Origin of the sequence: Campylobacter sp. MG1 (assembly GCF_026616895.1) — a bacterium.
Lineage (GTDB): Bacteria > Campylobacterota > Campylobacteria > Campylobacterales > Campylobacteraceae > Campylobacter_E.
Genome location: NZ_JANYME010000010.1, coordinates 35,615 through 58,745 on the forward strand (window position 1 = coordinate 35,615; position 23,131 = coordinate 58,745).

General features: G+C 27.6%; 20 protein-coding genes. 17 read left to right on the top strand and 3 right to left on the bottom strand.

Going from position 1 to position 23,131, the window contains the following annotated elements; all coding sequences use genetic code 11:
* Positions 1 to 19 precede the first annotated feature (19 nt).
* Together NY022_RS08180 and NY022_RS08185 are read left to right on the top strand one after the other, a co-directional pair.
* Positions 20 to 1,036 carry a CCA tRNA nucleotidyltransferase gene (locus tag NY022_RS08180; RefSeq protein WP_267525163.1) on the top strand — a complete coding sequence of 339 codons (1,017 nt, stop codon included), beginning with the start codon at positions 20 to 22 and terminating at the stop codon, positions 1,034 to 1,036.
* Positions 1,029 to 1,496, top strand: a complete 468-nt coding sequence (locus tag NY022_RS08185) for a TrmH family RNA methyltransferase (RefSeq protein WP_267525165.1) — start codon at positions 1,029 to 1,031, stop codon at positions 1,494 to 1,496. The genes NY022_RS08180 and NY022_RS08185 overlap by 8 nt, the downstream gene beginning before the upstream one ends.
* Positions 1,497 to 1,498: 2 nt before the next feature.
* On the opposite strand, the gene NY022_RS08190 is transcribed toward NY022_RS08185, so the two are convergent.
* The 3 genes from NY022_RS08190 to NY022_RS08200 are packed head-to-tail and all read right to left on the bottom strand — an operon-like array spanning position 1,499 to position 3,381.
* Positions 1,499 to 1,768, bottom strand: coding sequence for an AtpZ/AtpI family protein (locus NY022_RS08190; protein ID WP_267525167.1), 270 nt, complete (start codon positions 1,766 to 1,768; stop codon positions 1,499 to 1,501).
* On the bottom strand, positions 1,761 to 3,038 hold the full coding sequence (hemL, locus tag NY022_RS08195) for a glutamate-1-semialdehyde 2,1-aminomutase (protein ID WP_214117917.1): 1,278 nt from the start codon (positions 3,036 to 3,038) through the stop codon (positions 1,761 to 1,763). The genes NY022_RS08190 and hemL overlap by 8 nt, the downstream gene beginning before the upstream one ends.
* Entirely contained in the window at positions 3,028 to 3,381 is a 354-nt protein-coding gene (locus NY022_RS08200) for a hypothetical protein (protein ID WP_214120453.1), read from the bottom strand. The genes hemL and NY022_RS08200 overlap by 11 nt, the downstream gene beginning before the upstream one ends.
* A gap of 63 nt (positions 3,382 to 3,444) precedes the next feature.
* Here NY022_RS08200 and NY022_RS08205 point away from each other — a divergent pair, with 63 nt between their 5' ends.
* From NY022_RS08205 to dnaE, 15 genes are all read left to right on the top strand, one after another.
* Positions 3,445 to 4,287 (top strand): bifunctional 5,10-methylenetetrahydrofolate dehydrogenase/5,10-methenyltetrahydrofolate cyclohydrolase, encoded by an 843-nt coding sequence (locus NY022_RS08205; RefSeq protein WP_267525170.1) that lies wholly within the window; start codon positions 3,445 to 3,447, stop codon positions 4,285 to 4,287.
* Positions 4,274 to 5,125, top strand: coding sequence for a signal peptidase I (gene lepB, locus NY022_RS08210; RefSeq protein ID WP_267525172.1), 852 nt, complete (start codon positions 4,274 to 4,276; stop codon positions 5,123 to 5,125). Before NY022_RS08205 ends, lepB begins: the two co-directional genes overlap by 14 nt.
* Positions 5,126 to 5,237: 112 nt before the next feature.
* Positions 5,238 to 5,939, top strand: a complete 702-nt coding sequence (locus tag NY022_RS08215; protein ID WP_267525174.1) for a BspA family leucine-rich repeat surface protein — start codon at positions 5,238 to 5,240, stop codon at positions 5,937 to 5,939.
* Positions 5,940 to 5,992: 53 nt separating this feature from the next.
* Positions 5,993 to 6,994, top strand: coding sequence for a hypothetical protein (locus NY022_RS08220; RefSeq protein WP_267525177.1), 1,002 nt, complete (start codon positions 5,993 to 5,995; stop codon positions 6,992 to 6,994).
* Complete coding sequence (locus NY022_RS08225; RefSeq protein ID WP_267525179.1) at positions 6,991 to 7,389, top strand: hypothetical protein; 399 nt, start codon at positions 6,991 to 6,993, stop codon at positions 7,387 to 7,389. The genes NY022_RS08220 and NY022_RS08225 overlap by 4 nt, the downstream gene beginning before the upstream one ends.
* A gap of 2 nt (positions 7,390 to 7,391) precedes the next feature.
* Positions 7,392 to 8,723 carry a DUF262 domain-containing protein gene (locus tag NY022_RS08230; RefSeq protein ID WP_267525180.1) on the top strand — a complete coding sequence of 444 codons (1,332 nt, stop codon included), beginning with the start codon at positions 7,392 to 7,394 and terminating at the stop codon, positions 8,721 to 8,723.
* The gene (locus NY022_RS08235; RefSeq protein WP_267525182.1) at positions 8,710 to 10,746 is read left to right on the top strand and encodes a DUF262 domain-containing protein; all 2,037 of its coding nucleotides are present in this window, start codon (positions 8,710 to 8,712) and stop codon (positions 10,744 to 10,746) included. Before NY022_RS08230 ends, NY022_RS08235 begins: the two co-directional genes overlap by 14 nt.
* Before the next feature lie 212 nt (positions 10,747 to 10,958).
* On the top strand, positions 10,959 to 12,308 hold the full coding sequence (locus NY022_RS08240; protein ID WP_267525184.1) for an AAA family ATPase: 1,350 nt from the start codon (positions 10,959 to 10,961) through the stop codon (positions 12,306 to 12,308).
* Positions 12,305 to 14,083: a hypothetical protein gene (locus tag NY022_RS08245; protein ID WP_267525186.1), complete on the top strand. Its 1,779-nt coding sequence runs from the start codon at positions 12,305 to 12,307 to the stop codon at positions 14,081 to 14,083. The genes NY022_RS08240 and NY022_RS08245 overlap by 4 nt, the downstream gene beginning before the upstream one ends.
* Positions 14,080 to 15,264 carry a BspA family leucine-rich repeat surface protein gene (locus tag NY022_RS08250; RefSeq protein ID WP_267525188.1) on the top strand — a complete coding sequence of 395 codons (1,185 nt, stop codon included), beginning with the start codon at positions 14,080 to 14,082 and terminating at the stop codon, positions 15,262 to 15,264. The genes NY022_RS08245 and NY022_RS08250 overlap by 4 nt, the downstream gene beginning before the upstream one ends.
* A gap of 48 nt (positions 15,265 to 15,312) precedes the next feature.
* Positions 15,313 to 16,290 carry a BspA family leucine-rich repeat surface protein gene (locus tag NY022_RS08255; protein WP_267525190.1) on the top strand — a complete coding sequence of 326 codons (978 nt, stop codon included), beginning with the start codon at positions 15,313 to 15,315 and terminating at the stop codon, positions 16,288 to 16,290.
* 87 nt (positions 16,291 to 16,377) lie between these two features.
* A complete protein-coding gene (locus NY022_RS08260; protein WP_267525192.1) occupies positions 16,378 to 16,749 on the top strand; it encodes a DUF262 domain-containing protein in 372 nt (123 codons plus the stop codon).
* Positions 16,652 to 17,614, top strand: a complete 963-nt coding sequence (locus tag NY022_RS08265; protein ID WP_267525194.1) for a hypothetical protein — start codon at positions 16,652 to 16,654, stop codon at positions 17,612 to 17,614. Before NY022_RS08260 ends, NY022_RS08265 begins: the two co-directional genes overlap by 98 nt.
* Positions 17,607 to 19,121, top strand: a complete 1,515-nt coding sequence (locus NY022_RS08270) for a DUF262 domain-containing protein (protein WP_267525196.1) — start codon at positions 17,607 to 17,609, stop codon at positions 19,119 to 19,121. Before NY022_RS08265 ends, NY022_RS08270 begins: the two co-directional genes overlap by 8 nt.
* A 108-nt stretch (positions 19,122 to 19,229) precedes the next feature.
* A complete protein-coding gene (dnaE, locus tag NY022_RS08275) occupies positions 19,230 to 22,991 on the top strand; it encodes a DNA polymerase III subunit alpha (protein WP_267525200.1) in 3,762 nt (1,253 codons plus the stop codon).
* Positions 22,992 to 23,131: the final 140 nt, after the last annotated feature.

The window sequence follows — 23,131 nt, forward strand, 5'->3', positions numbered from 1 at the left end:
TTTACAAATACAATCAATTTTGTCAAAATATACAAAAAGGGCTTATTTTGTTGGCGGTTGTGTTAGAGATATTTATCTATGCAATAAAACAAATGATTACGATATAGAAATTTATGATGTAAGTCCTAGTAAAATGGAGGAAATAGCTAAGGAATTAAATGCTTTAGGTGTTGGGAAGGCTTTTTTTGTATATAAAAAATTTAATTATGATTTAGCACTTGCAAGAACAGAGAAAAAAATAGGTAATTTACATACCGATTTTAGTGTGAAAGTTGAAAAAAGCATATACAAAGGCTCACTTAGAAGAGATTTTCGTATGAATACTATTATGATAAATATTTTTACACAGGAAGTAATAGATTTACATAAAGGCATAAGAGATTGTAAGCAAAAGTTAATTAGGATAGTAAATTATTCTACTTTTAAAGAAGATTCTTTAAGAGTTTTAAGGTTTATTCAATTTATTGCAAGATTTAGACTAAAACCTAAAAAAAAGGATTTAAAATACTTAAAAAAAATTGATATATCAAATTTATCTAATGAAAGAATAAACGCTGAATTAATAAAATTATTTAACGCAAAATATCCAGAATTAGGCTTGTATTATTTATATAAAATAAATTTATTTGAGCAGTGTTTTGGCTTTAGTGTTGAAAAAAAAAGATTTTTTCAAGTATTACACAAAATAAAAAGTAATAAAAATTTAGTTTTTAAAGACAAAAGATTTGTTTTAATGTTTTTTTATTTTATTGATTATTTTAATATATATTATAAAAAATTACTTTTTAAAAAAAAGTTATCTATTTTAAAAAATGAACCTTGTTTAAGAGAAATAAATGATTATAATTTATGTAAAATTGCTATTACAATGCCTTTAAAAGAATGGCTTGGACTAGATAAAAATATAAAAAAAAGGGCAAAAGAATTAAAAATTTATGATAAAAAAATAAAAGTAAATTATGAAAATATAAAAAGTAAAAATGATGCAAAAAAATGTGAAGAAATAGCTATTAAGGAGTATTTAGAAAATGTTTAATATAGTTTTAGTTGAGCCAAGAATTGCAGGAAATGTAGGTACAATAGGTAGAATGTGCTATAACTTAGGCTTTAAATTGCATCTTGTTGGACCTCATTTTTTAGACTTTTCAAGTAAAAAAATAATGCATGCAGGACTTGATTATTGGGAAAAATTAGAGCCAATTTTTTGGGATAATGCAAAACATTTTTTAGCTAATAATGATATTGCTAAAATGAAATTCGCTAGTACAAAATCAAATAATCCATATTTTAACGCTGAATTTAAAATAGGAGATTTTATAGTTTTTGGAAGTGAGAGTTTTGGACTTCCACAGCCAGAAATTAAAGCGATATTAACTAATCAAAATACATTTTTAATCCCAATGAAAAAATGTGGTAGGTCGCTAAATCTTGCCTTAAGTACAGCGTTTTTAAGTAGTGAAGCACTAAGGCAAAATTTCAATCATTTTATAGTCTAGTTTTAATTAGATTTTTCATCATTTTTTTTATCATCAACGCTATTGATTTTTATTATTAATTTATATGCTTTATAAACATTTAAAATAGCAGCTGATACTCCTAAAAGTAAGCCAAAAAAGAAAAGTGGCTTATAAATTTTAGCAAGTAATACTCCTATTCCAATGCCTATTAAAATAGCTACAACAATGCTAATCCCTAAGCTTAGGTGATTAGCCGCCTCAATTATAGTTTTTAATTGTTTAGATTTTTTGCTAGGTTCATTATTATGCACGAATAGCCTTTTTGAACGCATTTATAAATATTTCAAATTCTTTATCTTCAAACTTAGAGCAAATAAATGCAGTTTCATAGGTTGATGGTGCAAGATTTACTCCATTTTCTAGCATAATTTTATGAAATCTTGAAAACTTAGCTGTATCACTTGTCTTAGCGTCATCATAATTTAATGGGTATTTTTCATTAAAGAAAAATCCTAACATTGAACCTATATTTTTAGCTACAAAAGGCACTCCTGCACTTTTACTCTCATCTAACATAGCATTAATTGCATTTTTTGCCCATTTATCACATTTTTTATAAATATCATCGTTTAATTGCTCAAGATTTGCAATACCTGCTGCCATTGCAAGTGGATTTCCGCTTAGCGTTCCTGCTTGATATACTCCGCCTAGTGGGCTTAGAAGTTGCATAATTTCTTTTTTTGCAGCGTAAGCTCCAACAGGAAGTCCCCCACCAATAACCTTGCCAAAACAAACCATATCAGGCACAACTTTATAAATCTCTAAAGCCCCACCTAAAGCAGCTCTAAAACCACTCATAACTTCATCAAAAATCAAAACGATTTTTAATTCATCGCAAAGCTTTCTAAGGTCTTCTAAAAACTCTTTTTTAGCAGGGACAAAACCCATATTTCCTGCAATTGGTTCAATAATAATCACACCTATTTCACTACCATTACTCTTTGCTATAGCAATTTGCTCTTTTACGCTTTCTATATCATTGTATTTAGCTGTATAAGTATCTTTTACAGCGTTTTTACTAACTCCACTTGAACTTGGAGTATTAAAAGTAGCTAAACCACTTCCTGCATTTACTAAAAGCATATCAGCGTGTCCGTGATAACAACCATCAAATTTAATAAGCCCATCACGATTAGAATAAGCTCTTGCTAAGCGAATTGCACTCATAGTAGCTTCTGTCCCACTATTTACAAATCTAATTTGCTCTATTGCAGGATATAACGATATAACTTTTTGTGCTAATTTGCTTTCAGCTAATGTAGGAGCACCATAACTTGTGCCATCTTTTGCTGCATTAATAATAGCATTTGTTACATTTATATCAGCGTGTCCTAAAATGCAAGGTCCATAGCTTTGAACTAAATCAAGGTATTTTTTATCTTCAATATCAATTATATAAGCACCATCGCCCTTTTTTATAAATACAGGCTCACTACCTACACTTTTAAACGCTCTTACAGGAGAATTAACCCCACCTGCTATTAATGTTTGTGCTTGTGCGAAAGCTTCTTTATTTGTCATTTTTTTCTCCTTTTTTCTTGATATATAAGTATAAATTTTTTATTTCTTCATTTGTTAAATAATAATTTGGCATTATATTTTTTGAACTTGTTTTACTAACTAAGGCTTTATAAAAATTCTCATAACTAATATTTTTAATACTAGGGATTATTACTTGAATGGTTTTTCCATTTTCTTTATAAGTAGCAAATATTTGCTCACTTCCATCAAGCCCGTGACATTTATCACAACCAATTCCCCTTGGGTTTTGATACAAGCTTAATTGATATTCATCTTTGCTTAAAAAATCACTATTAGCATAAACAAATACGCTAAAAACTAATAATATTAATTTTGATTTCATTTTATAATCCGTTGTTTTTAAGGGTTATAATACAATCTTTATTTTTATAAAGGTTACAAATTGATGCTAGATGGAAAAAAATTAAGCAAAGAATTATACGCACAATTAAAACTCAAAATTAATGAGCTAAAAACCAAACCTTGCTTAGCTGTAATTTTAGTAGGAGATGATTATGCTAGTGGGGTTTATGTAAGAAGTAAATTAAAAGCTTGTAATGAATTAGGAATAATTAGTAAAGATTATAAGCTAGATAGTAGTATTAGCGAAAAAGAATTATTAAAAATCATAAGAGATTTAAATGATGATGATAGTGTAGATGCTATCTTAGTGCAACTACCTTTACCAAATCATATTAATAAAGACAATATCATAAACGCTATAAATCCTATTAAAGATGTAGATGGTTTTACTCCACTTAATTTAGGTTTAGTTTTAGCGAATTTAAAACCACATTTTTATGCTTGCACCCCGCTTGGAATTGATATTTTAATGAAGCATTATGGTATCAGTGTAAAAGGCAAAAATATTTGCATAATAAACGATAGTATCATAGTAGGTCGCCCACTTGCTGCTATGATGATTAATGAAGGTGCAAGTGTTAGCGTATGCCACAAATATACAAAAGATTTAAAAGAGTATACTTTAAACGCTGATATTTTAATAAGTGCTACAGGTGTAATTCATCTAATAAATGATGATTTTATAAAAGATGGAGCTATTTTAATTGATGTTGGGATTTGCAAAGAAATTGATGGCAAAAAACTATCAGGAGATTATCTTAAGACAAGTAATAAAGCTAGTATGATTACTCCAGTTCCTGGCGGAGTAGGACCTATGACTATTTATGCACTAATGCAAAACACATATGAAGCAAGATTAAAAAAGGAAGAAAATGCAAGAAAATAAAACAAAATGGCAAAAATTAGTTGATTTTTGGAATTCATGGACGGGGACTATTGTATTTGTTCTTGTTTTTATATTTTTCGTAGCTCAAGCTTTTACAATACCAAGTGGCTCTATGAAAAACACACTTTTAGTAGGGGACCATTTATTTGTAAAAAAATTCGCCTACGGGATACCAACTCCTAGAATTCCATTCCTAGAAGTTCCTGTGTTGCCTGATTTTAAAGGCGATGGGCATTTATTAAGCTATGCTAAGCCTAAAAGAGATGATATAGTGGTGTTTTTGTATCCGCACAATACAAAGCTACATTATGTTAAACGCTGCGTTGCTTTAGGAGATGATGAGATAATATTTGCAAATAAGACCCTTTATGTGAGAATGCACGAAGGAGATGAATACATGAGAGCAAATTATCCTGCTAATAAACAAGTGATTTTGCAAGGCAAATTATACATAAAAGAGCCTTATACTAAAAAGGGTATTCATTATGATGAAAGAGTGGATTTTGATAAGGTCATAGAATACTTTATGGCTAAGGGTGAGTTTGTAATGAAGCCAATTTATGTTAGTGAATTAAGAAGTGATATTAAAGCGTATTATTATAAGGTGCCTAGCAATGAATACTTTATGATGGGTGATAATCGCGACCACTCAAATGATAGCCGCTTTTGGGGAAGTGTAGATTATAAATATATTGAAGGTAAGCCTTGGTTTGTTTATCTAAGCTGGGATGATGATTATAATATCCGCTGGGAAAGAATGTTTAAAAGCGTTGATATCTTAGAAAACGATGAAAGATATATCCATCACGAAATAAGCGATATTAATTCTCTTGATTAATAGCTAGGAACTATCCTAGCTTTAAATTTATAATATTTTTTAGTATATTTTATATGGACATAATCAGGACTACTTTTATAGTATAACTTCATAAAATATTTAAGGAGTTTGTATGAAAAAGTATTTTCCAAAGGACAAGGCTGAATTATCAAGACTAGTTAAAAATCCAAAAATAGATTTAAAGCTAATTGATACAAGCGTAATTACTGATATGAGCTATCTTTTTAAGAATAGTTTAAGAGCTGATTTAGCTGATATAAACCACTGGGATTTTAGCAATGTTTTAAGCGTTAAAGCTATGTTTGAAAACGCCATACTAACAAAGGAAAATTGCCTAAACACTAATAAATGCAAGGATTTTTCTTATATTTTCAATCAAACAAATCTAGCTTTAGATGGTATGGGTAAAATCACCACTAAAATCAGCCTTGATATGAAAAGTTGTGAAGAGTTTAGGTTTTTTATGGTTGGGGTGGATATGGATTATGATAATTTAGAGCTTAAAAACCTAAATCTAAAAAAGCTTAGTGAAAGCCCATTTTTTGATATTTATCGCCATAGTCATAAATCATACAAAGATTTTTTACTCCGTCACGCAAACATTAGAAAAAACGGCGAAAAATATCAGCCCAAAAACAGATTTGAGCTAAAACTTTTGGTATTTTGCATAGATGATTTAAGCCTTATTGATACTTCTAGGATAATTAATTTGAGTTTTGTTTTTGATGGTAGCACTAGGAGTGATTTTAGTGGCTTAAAATCGTGGGAGCTTGGGCAAGTTAGAGATACTTCATATATGTTTAAAACGCCATAAATCTAAAAAGCCTTCCTAAGCTAGTATTTAATAAGCTTAAAAGTGCTGAAGGTATGTTTCACGGATGCAAAAACCTTATAAGCCTTGATATGCATATCACAAAAAAGCCACACAGTTTTTCAAATTATCTAAGAAACACTAAAAGAATGTTTAAAAACTGCACTAATTTAAGGTATATAAATAAGCTTGATTTAAAAGGCGTTGAGAATGCTGATGAAATGTTTATGGGTTGTCTTAGTCTAAAACATCCTAGAGTTATATTTTCTAGTGATTTATATTCTTTAAGAGATATTCATACAAACTCAAGCGTAGTTTTTAATGAACTTTTAATAAGGCTTAACGCAGAATGCAAGGTCGCAAAAACTAGTTCTTATAAGTTTATAGATATGGTTTATGATAGGGGGATTTTTGATGTTTATGAAGAGTTATGCGATACAAATGATAAGATTTATAGAACTTGGGTGGTAAATCGTTGGAACGCTAGAAGTTTTATAAGATATGGTAAGGATACATTATTTAAAGATGAACTTTATAACAAGGCAAAGAAGCTTTTACATAAAGGTGGCTTGGTAGACGCAATGTATCTAAGCCTTAAACTTGGCATTGATACGACTAGAGCAAATACCATTCTTCATCATTTAGAGTATAAAAACTTTTTAGATATAAAGGCTAGAAAAATACTAAAAAAGATAACAAATCTTAGCCCAAGGGGTGATGGGATTTTGCATATCATAAGTGCTAATAAATATGATTTTGTTTGTAAGGGTGATAGTAGGGTGCTTGAAGAGATTTTTTATAATGATGAATATTGTGATGAGTTTTATAAGCAAATTTGTAAATACAAGGCTTTAAAGATAGTTGAGTATAAAATGTTTTATAAGTTTGAGCCTAAAGATGTCGTAGCGGTAAGGCTTCACAGGGATTTTAGCAGTGATGAATATAGGGAATTTTTAGGCTATTATGTGGGAGATAGCATCCCATCAAAATTAACTTTTAAGATTTATGAAGATCCAAGAGCAAAAGATGAAATGATAGTTTTTAAGGAGTTGAAATGATAGAACAGGTAAAAGAACTTTATGCAAAAAACCCAAGCATAGCCTATGTGCAAAGAGAATTAGGCATAGGTTATGAAACAGCACGAGAGCTAGTAGAAAGTATAAAAGATGAAATGGCTACTGAAGAAGAATACCAACCAACAAACGAAATCATAAGCCTCTTAGATGAGATTTGTATGGTATGTAAAGATGGTGGAAATGTTAGGATATATAAGAGTTTTGATGAAATACAAGGCTTTAACACCCCAACGATATTACATATCATACATAATGATGATTTAGGAATGTTTGAACTCTTAGAATTCCAAGAAAGGTTGCAAGATGATGAAATATATTACAATACCCATTATGATCCTAAAAGCGATTTAAAGATAATAGCGATTAGCAAGGAGTAAAGATGAATGAGACTAAAAGTGAGATTAAATTTAATCTAAGCGATGAAAATCCAGTAGGTTCTAATGTCTCAAGTTTTAGTGCTTTGGCAAGTGAATTAGAACTTAGCATACCTGATTATCAACGCCCTTATGTATGGGAGATAAAGCAAACAAGAATGCTTTTAAAAGATATTGAAAATACTAAAGATGGAGCCTTGCTGGGCTCTATTATTTTGCATAAAACTGAAAATAAAGCAGATGATGGCAAAACAATTTATGAAGTAATAGACGGACAGCAAAGACTAACTACAATTAAGCTTATTTTAATGGCTTCTTTAAACAACCATAATAATTTAAAAGAACTTTTAGAAAAATATAATAACTATTTAAAAGATGTAAGCTTTTTTCATAAAATTTCTCAAGATAATATCAAGACTAATTACGAGTATATTAAAAACTATTTGAGTAATGAAGATAAGGCTAAAGATTTTTTAGAAAATCTAGAAAAAACTCAATTTATAATAGTAGCTACAACAAATGCCGATGATGCTTTTATATTTTTTGACAATACCAACTCAAAAGGCAAAAAGCTAGAAAGTTATGATTTAATCAAAGCTTTTCATTTACAAAGTTTAAGCCAAAAAAGCACATTTTTAGAAAATAATGAAGCTAGGTATTTTGAAAAGCTAATAAAACAGCAAGATTATCCTAATTCTCTTGATATTTCTTATTTTATAAATAGTATTCTAACTCCGATTAGATTATGGACTAGAGGTAAAAAAATATACAAAGGCTTTAATAAACTAAGTTTTGCTGAGTTTTGCAAAGAAGATTTAGACAATATATCAAAATATGACAATGGTATTATGAGGGATTTTGCGATAGGTAGTGAGTTTTTTGAATATTTTAGAAAATACGCAAAAATACTTGAGTATGTAAAAAGCTTAGATTTTTTAAAAGATTTAAATAATCCAGATATTAAAAGTAAGGTAAATATTTTAACAGGCGTTAGAATGTGCTTGGTGGCTTATATAGATAAGTTTAATTGTGCTAATTTTGATTATGTAGCCTTGCTAATTACTAGAGCTGTTTATTCGCAAAGGATAGTTGAAGGTAGTATTAGTTGCTCAAAAAATGCTTTAGATATTTTAAAAATCATTCATTTTAGCACCTATGAAAGTGATTTGGCTAATCAGTTAGAGCTTTTTATAGAAAAGTGCTATCAAGAAGAAAAAAACGAGCATAAAGGTGCAGAAAGAAACGAAAGTAAAAAATATTTAGAAGAAATACGTGAAAAATACGAAAAATATGGAATTTTAGGTCATTACTTAGGAGAGCAAAATGGAGCAAAATAAAAAATACAAACAAGTTAAAAAAGCAATATCAGTAATTTGCACTATCAATAAACTAAATGAAAAAAACAATAATATACAATTTAAGAAAACTTTTACAATCCCTCCTTATCAAAGGCTTTATGCTTGGAAAGATGAGCAAATAAAAGCTCTTTTAGATGATTTTAGAAATTGTATTGAGCATAATAACAAGCAAGAAGATGAAAGTAATGAAAAATCTCATTTTATAGGTAATGTTGTAGTAGCTAAAAAAGAAGAGAAAAATGAGCTTATAGATGGACAGCAAAGACTGACTACTATTTGGCTAGTTTTAAGGTATTTGTTAAAAAAAGATTTTAAGGCAGAAGATTATTTTGATATAGAAATGCCTATTAGAGAAGAAGATATTCAAGCGATAAATGAATATTGCGGTAGTAATAATAAAGATTTAGATGAGTGTTTTAATGACGCAAATAACACTAACGCAGGTTTTAAAAATGCTTTTAAATTTTTTGAAGCATATTTTAGTAAAGATGGTAAAGATTTAAAAAAAGAATTTATTAATTTTATAAAAAAAGAAGTTAAGTTTAATTTAGTTATTTTAAGTGACCAAGTAGAGCTAAATAAATACTTTGTAAGAATGAATAACACAGGCGTTCAGCTTGATGGCACAGATATTTTAAAGGCAAGATTATTAGAAAAAATACATAGTGATGAGAATACACAAAATGAAGTTACAAAATACGCTAGGATATTTGATGAATGTTCGCAGATGAATTATTTTTCAGATTTTGGTTTTGTAAATAATAGTGAGAACAATAACATGATAGGTGAGAGCCAAAAAATTGAAAAAATAATTCAATGGCATAAAATAAGTAAAAAAGAAGATAAGAAAAAAGAACGAGCCGAGTTTGAGAGTATAATTGATTTTCCTACTTTTGTTTTGCATGTTTTTAAGATTTTATCAAGGCAAGAATTAAAAGAAGGATCTGATAAAAAGATTTTCAAAATAGGAACACAAATATCAATAAAAAAAGATAAATTCCTTGAAAATACTTGGGATTGTTTAGAATTTAATAATAATTGTGGAGCAAAAATAGCGATAAAAATAATAAGTGCATTAAAAGATTATAGAATCATCTTTGATACCTTTGTGATAAAAAGAAAATCTGATGATGATGAAAATGTGTATAAGTTATGGAATAGATTTAAAAAGAATGATAAAAATATTTGGGATGAAGTGAAAGATGATAAAAAAGATGATTTAAAAAATTTAGCAATTATTCAAAACTATCTAAGAGTAGCAAGGCGTGGAGATAATGCCAACTACCACCACTTTTTAACGCATTATTTAGAATTTTGTAAAAACGAAATCGTAGAAAAGCAAAAAGAAATAACTAATGAAAATTGTTTGGATAAGTTAAAAGATAATGATAATGCAGATAATCTTAGAAAATATCTAAAAAACATTGATGATTTCTTGGCTTGCAAAATGATTGAAGATGGTTCAAATTTAATTTATACTTTAAAAGATTTTGAAAATAAACCTTGTGAAAAACAAAATATAAATTTTGATTTTTTAAACTACAATAATCGTGGAAATTATAAAATAAATCTTACTTATTGGTTTCACCGTTTGGAATATTATTTATTAATTGGTAATTATTATACAAATCAAGAATTAGGAGCAGATTTTAAAGAGAAGTTTGAAAAATATAAAAGTGGCTATTATTTTAGAAATATTAATTCGGTAGAGCATATCTTAGCCCAGCATGAAGAAGAACAAACTAATAATAAAATAGATAAAAATGTTTTGCATTCGTTTGGCAATTTAGCCCTTATTAGCTCTAGCGAGAACTCTAGCCTAAGCAACCAAGGATATGAAAAGAAAAGAATAGATTTTAACAATAATAAAATTATAAGTTTAAAACTATTTGATGTATTTAAAAATGAAAAATATAAAGAAGGTAAATGGTTATCAAAGCAAATTAAAGACCACCAAAATGCAATGCTAAAAGTCTTACAAAAATCATTTGAAAATACATAAAATAAATTCAAATACACGAGATGAATTTATTTCGTGTATTTTTAATCTAATTTAAATAATTTTACGAGAGTGAAGTTCTTAAACCAAATATAAAATTAAAATGAAATTCCTAATTCAAATTCTAAAAAAAATTTTTAAAAAATCACATATGGACATAATCAGGACTACCCATTTGCTACAATCCTTTTACATCTTATAAAAAAGGATAAAAAATGAAAGAACGCATTTTAAAAATGAAAAAGGATTTAAGCCTTGGGCTTGTTGGTAAAGATGAGATTATAAATCTTAGTATTTTGTGCTTTTTAGCAGGTGAGAGTGTGTTTTACTATGGACCTCCTGGAACTGCAAAAAGCTTGGTAGCTAGAAGAATTAGCAATATTTTTAAAGACGCAAATTATTTTGAATATCTTATGAATAGATTTAGCACTCCTGAAGAAGTCTTTGGACCATTATCGCTTACTTCACTTAAAAACGATGAGCTAAAACGCCAAATTGAAGGTTTTTTGCCAACTTCTAATGTGGTGTTTTTAGATGAGATTTGGAAAAGCTCACCTGCAATACTCAACACGCTTTTAACGATAATTAACGAAAAAATCTATAAAAATGGCAAAGATATAATAGATGTGCCTTTGCTTGGACTTATTGCTGCAAGTAATGAATTCCCTGATGAAGGAGAAGGATTAGAAGCATTATATGACAGGTTTTTAATGAGACTTGTAGTGCCAAGACTTACTCAAAAAAGAGATTTAACAAAGCTTTTAAATGGTAATGAACAAGGTGCAAATGTAGATATTACAAATGCTTTTAGCCTAGATGAATTAAAAATGATAAAAGAATATTCTCTTAAAGTAAGGCTTGGTAAAGAAGTAATAGACGCGATAATTGATATTAAAAAAGAATTAGCAAAGATTGAAATAGATGTAAGCGAAAGAAGGCTTTTAAAGGCTATTAAGATAATAAAAACTAGCGTTTATTTAAGCGGTAGAGATGAGATGATTTGCGAGGATTTAGAGCTTTTGAAGCATTGTTTTTGGACTAATTTAGATGATATAAAATCAGTCAGTGATATTATTGATAAATACACTAAAAGTGAGTTTTTGAAAAACGCAAATAAGAACATAGAGCTAAATAGTGAATTTTATAAATACATAAACTCAATGCTAGTTAGTAAATTTCCTGATATTAAAAGTATCCCAAATGATAGTGGTTTAAGCACTTTTTATCTAGCAGTGCATTCAGATGTGCTTAATAAAAAGCTTGATTTAATCTTTAATCCTAGTAATGCTTTTAGCGTAAATGAGTTAGGTGATATTAATTTTAAATTAGATATGAATAGTGTTTTTTTGGCTAAAGATAATAAAATTATAGAAAAAATCCCACTTAAATCAAACGATATAAGATTTATAAAAATGGGCTTTAATGCTGTATGCGACAAGCTTGAAAGTGTAGAATTAAACAGCGGAACTTATGAAAATATTTTCTTAGGGTTTAGCATAAAGCTTGGTATGGATAATAAAGAAGAGCTTTTAAGCATTGCAAAAACTATGAGAGATAATCTATGATAGAAGATATTAGAAATTATAGAACCGCTATTTTTAGTAGTGAAAATATATTGGCTAAAAATATAAATGATGAATATTTTAATGCTTGTTTGGATGTTTTTGCAAAATTTAGCAAGGATTTTGGTTTTATAAAATACGGCGATACTGAAAATATTAAGCAGATTTTAAGCGATATAGAATGCCTTTTTGATAGTGAATTAAAAAGGCAAAATCTATTAGAATTAGTACATTTTGCTAAAAATGCTTATCAAAATTATAAAAAGCACTTGCAAGATAATATTAAAGAAAATAATGCTTTTTTAAATGAATATGAGCAAATAGATAACCTTAAACAAACAAAAGATGATTTACAAGAGCAAAATGAAGAAGAAAATCAATACGCCGAAAACAAAGAAGAATATAATGAAGCTACAAGCAACCAAAATAAAAAGAAAAAACCAATAAAAACTAAAAACAAAAATCAAAAAGACAAACAAAATCAAGAAAATGAAAATTTAGAAAATTTTAAAAATGAAGAAAATAATTTATCTAAAGAATATGATTGTCTAAATCAAGAAAATAAAGAAGAAAACCTTGAAGAAGTAAAAGATGATTTACAAGAGCAAAATGAAGAAAATCAAAGCACTAAAAATAGCGAAGAATTAAATAATAAAAGTAAAAATAAAAATCCAAGAAAAAATAAAAGCAAAAATCAAGAAATTTCTAAAGAACAAAACGAAGAGCAAAATCAAGAAGAGATTTTAAGTGATGATGAATTAGATGAGTTAGAGCAAGAACTAAATGAGATTTTAAAAGTTTTAGAGTTTTTAAATGATGAAAGCGATGTAGATAATAATAGTAATCAAGAAAATACTAAAAATCAGCAAAGTTCAAGCACTCAAACACCACAAATAAATCCTAAAAAACGAGATTTAAAAAATTTTAAAAAACGAATGCAGGATTTTTTTAGCGATAGAGGCGTAGGTGGCGAAAAAGACATAGTAAAAGCCTCACATTCATATAGAAATGACAATATCAAAAAAAGTGAAATAAAAAGGCTTTGCAAGATGATTTGCGAAGGTTTTGGCATAGGAGTAAGTAAAAACGATAAGCATAATTTAGGTTATGAATTAGATGGAATTACAAGCTCTGATATACTTAAAAACGCCTTGCCAAGTGAGTTTGCCTTGCTAAATGATAGCTTAGCCGAAAATCTATTTTTTGCTAAGTTTTGTGAAAAATCCCTTAGCACTTGGCTAAATAAATCAAGTGATAAAGGCAAAATCAGCCCACTAATAATAGCTATTGATAATAGTGGCAGTATGAGTGGAGCTCCTGAAATGGTGGCTAAAACGGTAGGGTATTATCTAATAAATGAATGCAAACAACACAAAAAAGAGTGTATTTTAATTCTAGCTGGAAGTGGAGAGAATATAAAAACATCTAAAAAGCACGGCTATGATGAATTGCTTTATGCCCTATCAAAATACAAAGCTAGTGGGGGTTATGATATAGATTGGGTTTTAAAGGCAAGTTTAAAAAAGGCAAGAGAATACAACAATAAAGCAAACCTATTAGCTATAAGTGATTTTTGTATAGGAGATGTATTTTTAAGAGATATTCAAGATGAGTTAAATGCTGTGAAAAGCTATGCACTTTTTATATCGTTTTTTGGTGGGAATAGGTTTGATGTAGTGGGCTTTCATAAGTATTTTTTATATGATAATTATAATCATACTATAAATGTTTTAGAGCGTAAAGATAGAGAAGAAAAGCTAAAAAGGAAAATAAGATGAAAAAAGTAAAAACAGCAATTGAATTAAAAGCACTTTGTGATGATTTGAATACTAATTTGCATGATATTGATACGAGTTTAATTACTGATATGAGCGAGCTTTTTAAAGATAGTTCTAGGAGTGATTTTAGCTTTATAAATACTTGGGATACTAGCAATGTTGTTAATATGAGCTCTATGTTTGAAAACTGCATAAATCTAAACGAAAAGCTTGAAATTGATGTGAGATTTTTAAAATATGCGGATAAGATGTTTTATAACTGCACTAATTTGGATTTAAGAAATATAAGTTTTAAGAATTTTGATGTTTCAAATCTTAATTCATTAGCTGGAATGCTAGTTGGTTGCATAAATAGAGCTGAATTTATTACAAGATATCTTAAGCTTAATTTTCTAAATGGTCTTTTGCTTCCTAATAATACTTCTGAATTAGAGTTTATCCTAAACGATAACACCATACCGCTAAATCTTATTGATATAAGCAGATTAACTAATACTGATTTTGTTTTTAAACACAGCGATAGGACTGATTTTAAAGGGGTTGAGAGCTGGAGTAATGTAAATTCTTATACTTTTGCTAATTCTAAGGCAAGTGATGAACTTTTAAAAACTTTAAATATAAAAGCCATTATTGTAAATTTTAAATATAGACCTACAACAAAAGATGAATTAATAGAACTTATAAAAGATGAAAATATTTATCTAGGAGATATTGATACGAGCCTAATAACTGATATGAGTTATTTGTTTTACAGAATTAATCGTAGGAATTTTTCAGGAATTAATAAATGGAATACAAGCAATGTTACAAATATGGCAGGTATGTTTTATGGTTGTATTTATTTTAATGAAAGTCTTAGTCTTGATACGAGAAATGTTACTAATATGGTGGGTATGTTTTATGGTTGCGAAAGTTTTAATCAAAAACTTTATTTTAATACTTCTAATGTAGAGAGTATGAAAACTATGTTTTGTGGATGTAGTAAGTTTAATCAAAAACTTGATTTTGATACTAAAAAAGTGAAATATTTTTCTAGTATGTTTGATAACTGTAGTAGTTGTACTCAAGTTTATGAATTTAATTGTAATAGTATTATAGATTTATCTAGGTGTGTTAATGGGGTTTATTTTACTTTTGAAAATACTTCTGCAAGAATTTTACAAATTGTTTCAGAAAATTAATGTATTTAATAAAACTAAAAAAAAGAGGAATTTAAAACAGGAATTAGAATGATAAAAGTAAAAACAAAAGCTGAGCTAAAAGCACTTTGTGATGATTTGAATGCTAATTTGCAAGATATTGATACGAGTTTAATAAACGATATGAGTGAGCTTTTTAAGGATAGCCTTAGGAGTGATTTTAGCTTTATAAACCATTGGGATACTAGCAATGTAAATGATATGAGCTCTATGTTTGAAAACTGCGTAAATCTAAACGAAAAGCTTGAAATTGATGTAAGTTCTTTAAGATATGCAAATAAGATGTTTTATGCTTGTAATAATCTTGATTTAAAAAACATTAGCTTAATTAACTTTGATATTTTAAAAGTTTTTGAATGCTATTCTATGATAGATGGATGTGCTAATAAGAGTGAGTTTTTGTTTAGTAATTTAAAATTAAATATTAAAAACGCCATAGTAAGTCCTAAAAATAAAGCCGAATTAATGCTACTTGTATGTGATGAAAGTTTGCCTTTAGCTATGATTGATACTGCAAATATTTATGATTTTAGAAATCTTTTTGCGTATTCAACTAGACAAAATTATGATGGATTAAGCAAGCTTAAAAATAAAGCTTTTAAATCAATGTTTTATAAAAGTAATTTTTATAGCGATAAAATAGATGTGAGTGCTTTTTTAGACCCATTAAAAAAAACTTTTAAATACTTTCCAAAAAATAAAAAAGAACTACAAACTTTAATCGCAAATCCAGCTATCAAGCTTAATGAGATAGATACAGGGTTAATTACCGATATGAGCGATTTATTTGGTGGTAGGGCTGATTATGAAGGGGTAGGCGAGTGGGATACTAGCAATGTTGTTAGTATGAGTAGGATGTTTGCTTGGTGCGAAGATTTTAATCAAGGGCTTGAATTTGATACAAAAAATGTAGAAAATATGGAAAATATGTTTTATTATTGTAAAAGTTTTAATCAAAAGCTTGAGTTCAATACTAGTAAGATAGAAAATTTTTTTTCAATTAAGTAATATGTTTGATAATTGCCCAAGTTTAAAAACTTTGCCTAAGTTTTATTTAAAATATTTACAAAATACTTTTTAAGCTAAGGAGAGAAAATGAGTATAAATTCAAAAATTATTGATTTTACAGGACTTTTAGGTAAAAACTTAATTATACCAGACTATCAACGCCCTTATGTTTGGAATGAAAATCATATAAAAACGCTTTTAAAAGATATTGAAAGTAACAAAAATATAACATTGCTAGGTTCTATCGTTTTATACAAAACTAACAAAGTAACAGAAGATAATGAAACAATTTACGAGGTAATAGATGGACAGCAAAGGCTAACCACTATAAAGCTTATTTTGATAGCTTTAGGTAAAGATAATGAGAGTTTTTTTAAAAAACGCCAAATATCATCATCAAATATCGCATATAAATATAAAGAAAAATTACGATTTTTTAAAAGAATATCTAAAAAATAAAACAAATTTTTACGGAAAGCTAGAAAAGATTAATTTTATTTATATTAGCACGAATGATATAAAAAGAGCTTTTGTGTTTTTTGATAATATTAATACCAAAGGTAAAAAGCTAGAAAATTATGATTTAATCAAAGCATATTGGGTATTAAATACCAATAATGATTTAATTAATTACTATGTGAAAAAATATAATGAATTTATTGAAAATGGTAAAAGCAATAAAATATATGAAAGTAACGAAGTGGTTAAAAACTATTTTCAATTTTTCTTAGAAAATTTAGCAATGATTAGAAAATTTGATGATGAGCATAAATTTGATTTTTATTATTATTCTTGGGCTATTGATATTATTGATGAATATTGCAAAATTACACCTTTTAGCACAGGTTTAAATCTAAACAATATAAATGCAAGTTTTGCTAATGGAATTAGCTTTTTTTCTTGGGTTAAAAAACATTATGAAAATAAAGATGTGATAGCTAAAAGTAGCTTTTTAAATAAACTTGTTAAAAGCAATTATCCAAAAAGCAAATATTATGATTATTCTTATATATATACACAATTTGCACTTATCGTATATCTTGATAAATTTCTTGATGGGGATTTTGATAGGGTGGCAAGGATGATTGTAAGGATAATGTATTATAAGGTTATTACAGGTGGAAGGACTGATTATATTTCGCTTGTTGCAGACCTTAGAAGAATTACTAAAATGGTAATAAACTCAAATTGTGAAAATGATTTTATAAAAAGATTAGATAATTTAATAAGATTAGAGGAATATCAAATTAGTTCATTTCAAAGGCTTAAATTTTTAGAGCAAGAATTTAAAAATTATGGTATTTTAGGAGCTTCTTATGAATAGCAAAATCATTAAAATAAGCGAAATAAATCAAAGCCTTGTAATACCGATTTATCAAAGGTTATATGAATGGGATAAAGAGCAAATAAGAATACTTTTAGATGATATTTTAAATGCAAACGAAGAATATTTCATAGGTACAATTACAACTAGCTTAAGAAATAATGAATTAATAATAATTGATGGGCAACAAAGGCTTAGCACTATATTTTTCTTATGTGCTTATATGTGCTATGAAAATAACAAAATGCAAAAAGCTGAAGGGGAATTTGCAAATGCTTTTAATTTTGCGTATTTAGAAAATGAATGTAGATTTAAAATGCCTTTAAGAGAAGATATAACAGATGCTATTTGGGATTATGATTTTAATAATTTAGGCGAGAATATAGACAATGCTTTTAATACTTTTGAAGAGTATTTTAAAGACAATGATAAGTCAAAATTAAACGAAAACCTTTTTAAAAATATCAGAATAAATCTTGTGATTTTAAATGGTATTAATTGTGGCAATTATTTTATAAATATGAATAGCAACTCTCAAGCCCTTGATGAAAGCGATATTTTAAAATCATATTTACTAAATCTCTTAAAAGATGATGATAAATATTTTTATTATTCAAATATTTTAAATGAATGTATGCAAATGGATAAAATAGCTGATTTTAATACAGAATACAAAGCTCTTAGTATAGATGATATTTTAAATACCAAAAATCATGAAAATAATATAAAAATATACGAAAGCCTTATTGATTACCCTACTTTTGTTTTATATGTTTTTAAGATTTTATTTCCAAATAATATAGAAATTAACAAAAACAAATTCTTAGAAAATACTTGGAATAAATTAGAACATTCTAAAGAAAATGCTATAAAAATAATAAATGCTTTAAAAGAATATAGAATTATTTTTGATAGAAGAAGTGTTAGAAAAACTCACGAAGATTATAAGCTTTTAGGAGATTTAAAGGATGCTAAGCTTGAATTGTTTTTAAATTATTTAAGAGTAGCTAGAAATCCTAGTGAATATTTAGAAACTTTACTAACTTGTAAAAGTGATGAAGATTTATTTAAAGAGCTAAAAAACCTAGATGATAATCTAGCAAAAAACGACAATCTTGATGATTTAAATTATAATCATCCAAATATTGTTTATTGGTTACAACGCTATGAATACTATCTAATGCAAGATGTTGATTTTAAAAACAACTATAAAAATTACATTGCAAATTATCGCTTTAGAGATATTAATTCAATTGAGCATATTTACCCACAAAGCAAAAGCAAAATTGATGACTTAGGCAATTTAGCCGTAATAAGCGATAGTGAAAACTCACAATTTAGCGATAAAGATTTTAATAAAAAGAAAAATATTTTTCAAAATTTCATAAATGAAAAAATAATAATTAGTCTAAAATTATTAGAAGTCTATTCTAAAAATAGCTGGGATTTAGAAGAAATTAATGCCTATCATAAAAAAATGCTAGATATTTTAAATAATTCCTTTTAAGCTAAATACAAAATTATTTTAAATTCTATAAAAATTCAAAGAATTTAAAATAGATTTTGTGTTTAAAAAGTCTTTAGATAAAACGACTAAAATAGCCCTAAAGGATAAATTATGGATTTTACACATTTACATTTACATACAGAATATTCGCTTTTAGATGGCGCAAATAAGATAAAAGAATTAGCTAAAAGATTAAAAGAATTAAATTTTAAATCTTGTGCTATTACAGATCATGGCAATATGTTTGGAGCTATTGATTTTTATAAAACTATGAAAAAAGAAGGCATAAAGCCGATTATAGGTATGGAAGGATATTTACATGCTGAAGATGACATAGCTGATACTAGCACTAGACAAAGGTGGCATATATGTTTATTTGCTAAAAATCAAAAAGGATATGAAAATTTAATGTATCTTAGTTCTATGGCTTATTTGAAAGGTTTTTATTATTATCCTAGAATAAATAAAAAATTGTTAAAAGAGCATAGTGAGGGCTTAGTTTGTAGTTCGGCTTGTTTAGGTGGAGAAGTAAATTGGCATTTAAATGCTTATGAAGAACGTAAAAATGGAAAAACTAATGCTGATTTTGGTGCTAAAGGCTACGAAGGTGCAAAAGAAGCAGCATTATGGTATAAAGAAGTTTTTAAAGATGACTTTTATCTTGAAATTATGAGAATGGGTATAAATGCACAATTTAACATAGATACAGATATTTTAAGATTGGGACGAGAATTAAATATAAAAGTAATAGCTACTAACGATACACATTATTTATATAAGGATAAGGCACAAGCTTTAAATATCTTAATGGCAATTAATACAGGTGCTATTATTGGTGTTGATCCTACTAGCGAGGAAGCAAAACAAGATAGTAAATTACGCCATACTATGAGTGAAATTTATGTAAAAAGCCCTGAGCAAATGCATGAATTATTCCTTGATGTGCCTGAAGTTATAAGTAATACTCAAGAAATAGTTGATAAGTGTAATTTAGAATTAAACTTAGGAAACCCTACTCCACCAAATTTTAAATTTGCACTTGAATATGCCAAAAAAATTGGCTTAGAATTACCTAGTAATAAACAATTTAGTTTTGATAATGATGATATTTTATTTGAAAAATTATGTTGGAATGGACTTGATAAAAGACTAATTCATATAGATAAAGACAAACATGAAATTTACAAACAAAGACTTATAACTGAAATGGATATTATTAAAAACATGCATTTTAGTGGTTATATGCTAATCGTTCATGATTTTATTAAGGCTGCTAAAGATATGGATATTCCTGTTGGACCAGGTAGAGGTTCAGCCGCTGGTTCATTGGTATCATTTTGTTTAGAAATAACAGACCTTGACCCACTTCCTTACAATCTACTTTTTGAGCGTTTTTTAAATCCTGAGCGTGTATCTATGCCTGATATTGATGTGGATTTTTGTCAAAATAGGCGTGGTGAAGTTATAAATTATGTTGTTGAAAAATATGGTCGTTATAATGTAGCGCAGGTAATTACCTTTGGTAAATTACTCGCAAAAGGTGTTATTCGTGATGTTGCAAGAGTTTGTAGTTTAAGAATAAAAGATGCTGATACCTTAGCAAAATTAGTGCCTGATGAGTTAAAAATTACTCTAAAAGAAGCATATGAAAAAAATCCAGATATAAAAGCTTTTATTGAAGATTTAAATAATAGAGCTGAATATAAAAATATTGTTTGTCACCCAAATGATATAAGAGGTCAAAGCAATATTGGAAGTAGGATTTGGGAATATTCATTAGCACTTGAAGGACTTAATAGAAACGCAGGAATGCACGCAGCTGGAGTAGTTATCTCAAATGAAGAATTATGGAAAAAAACTCCACTATTTAAGCAAACAAAATCAGATGCACTTGTAACTCAATATACTAAAGATTATCTTGAAGATGTGGATTTAATTAAATTTGACTTCTTAGGTTTAAAGACTTTAACTGTTATTGATAATGCTATAAAACTTATAAAAAAACGTCATAATGTTGATATAGATTGGAATAAAATTGATGTAAATGATAAAGGTGTTTATGATTTAATTCAAACTGGAAACACTCTTGGGATTTTTCAAATAGAAAGCTCTGGAATGCAGGATTTAAATTCAAGGCTTAAGCCAACTTGCTTTGAAGACTTAATCGCTGTTTTGGCTCTATTTCGTCCAGGCCCACTTGATAGTGGAATGGTTGATGATTTTATAGATATTAAGCACGGAAGAAAACCAGCTGTATATGCTTTCCCTGAATTAAAGCCTATTTTAGAGCCAACTTATGGGGTTATTGTATATCAAGAACAAGTTATGCAAGTAGTTCAAACCATTGGTGGGTTTAGCTTAGGTGGAGCTGATTTAGTTCGCCGTGCTATGGGTAAGAAAAAGCTTGAAGAAATGGTGAAATTAAAAGGACAATATTTAGATGGTGCTAGAAAACAAGGTTTTGATGAGAAAAAGGCTGATGATTTATGGGAGCTTATCTTAAAATTTGCTGAATATGGCTTTAACAAATCTCACTCAGCAGCCTATGCTCTAGTAGCCTTTCAGACGGCTTATCTTAAAAAATATTATGAAACAGAATTTATGGCAGCTTTACTAACTAGTGAGGAAGGTAACACTACAAAAATTGAAAAATATAAAGATGAGTTGGATAGATTAGGAATTGAACTTTTACCACCTAATATAAATGACGGCACAAGGGAATTTAACGTTATTGATAAAAACGGAAAAGCAGCTATTGTCTATGGGCTTGGTTCTATTAAAAGCTTTGGAATTCCTAGTGCTGAAGGACTTGCAAAAGTTAGGGGTAATAAGCCATTTAGTGATATGAAAGATTTTATTGCAAGAGCTGATGCTGCTTATATGAATAAAAAAGGTTTAGAATCTTTAGCTAAAACGGGTTGTTTTGAATGTATTGGGATTAATAGAAAAAGTGCATTTAATGCTGTTGATTATATCATTAGTGAATATAAGGCAAAAAAAGAACATGATAAAATGATTGAAGATAGCTTATTTGCAGCGTTTGAAACAGAATATCAAAGTAGTATTGAAATAATTAATCAAGAAGAATTTAGTGTAGCAGAGATTGCTGAATTTGATAAAGAATACTTAGGCATTTATTTAGGAAATCATCCATTAGATGAATTTAAAAATATAGTAAGAAAAATAGAACATTATAAAAGTAGTGATTTTGAAAATTTAGATGATGGTGATTACAATGTATTTTGCTTAGGGATAATAGAAGAAGTAGAATTTAAAACTAGTAAGAATAATAAAAAATATGCTAGTATTAAAGCACTTGATTATTATTCAAATTTTAATATATTGTGTTTTAATGAAAATATTATAGGTGATTTAGAAGCTGAATTTAAGACAATAAATATTGTAAATAAAGAAGAAAAATCAAAAGAGTTATATGGATTTAAAATAAATTTAAAAAGAGAAAATTTAAAAAATACATTATTTTTAAGTGATTTAATAATATTAAATGATAATTATTTAGATAATTTAGATTTTAATAATATTGATATTTTTAGTAAAAAAGGTAAAAATGATAATAGAACATATCAAAATAATAATCAAAAACAAATAAATAATAAATATCAAAACGATTTTACTCCTATGCCTAAAGCATTTGAAACAGAATATATTAAAATTGACTTATATAATATAAGTTCAGAAATATTAATTGAAATAGCAAAACTTATAAAAGAAAACTATAGTTACAAAGACATAGAAAAAGAGGTTGTTTTAGAATTTTTTGATAATTCATGTATTAGCAAATACAGTAAAAAGTATGGTTTAAATAATAATATTATTGAAAAAATTAAGGTTTTGGCGAAAATTAGTTAATTTTTACTAAAACTTTAAGCCTACTTTAAGTTTTATGAGATAGAATAACAGCTTTTAATTCATAGTTTACTAGATTATATCTAGTTGTTATTTTATTTATCAATGTTAAGAGTCACAAGCAAGTAATATAAAACAATTTC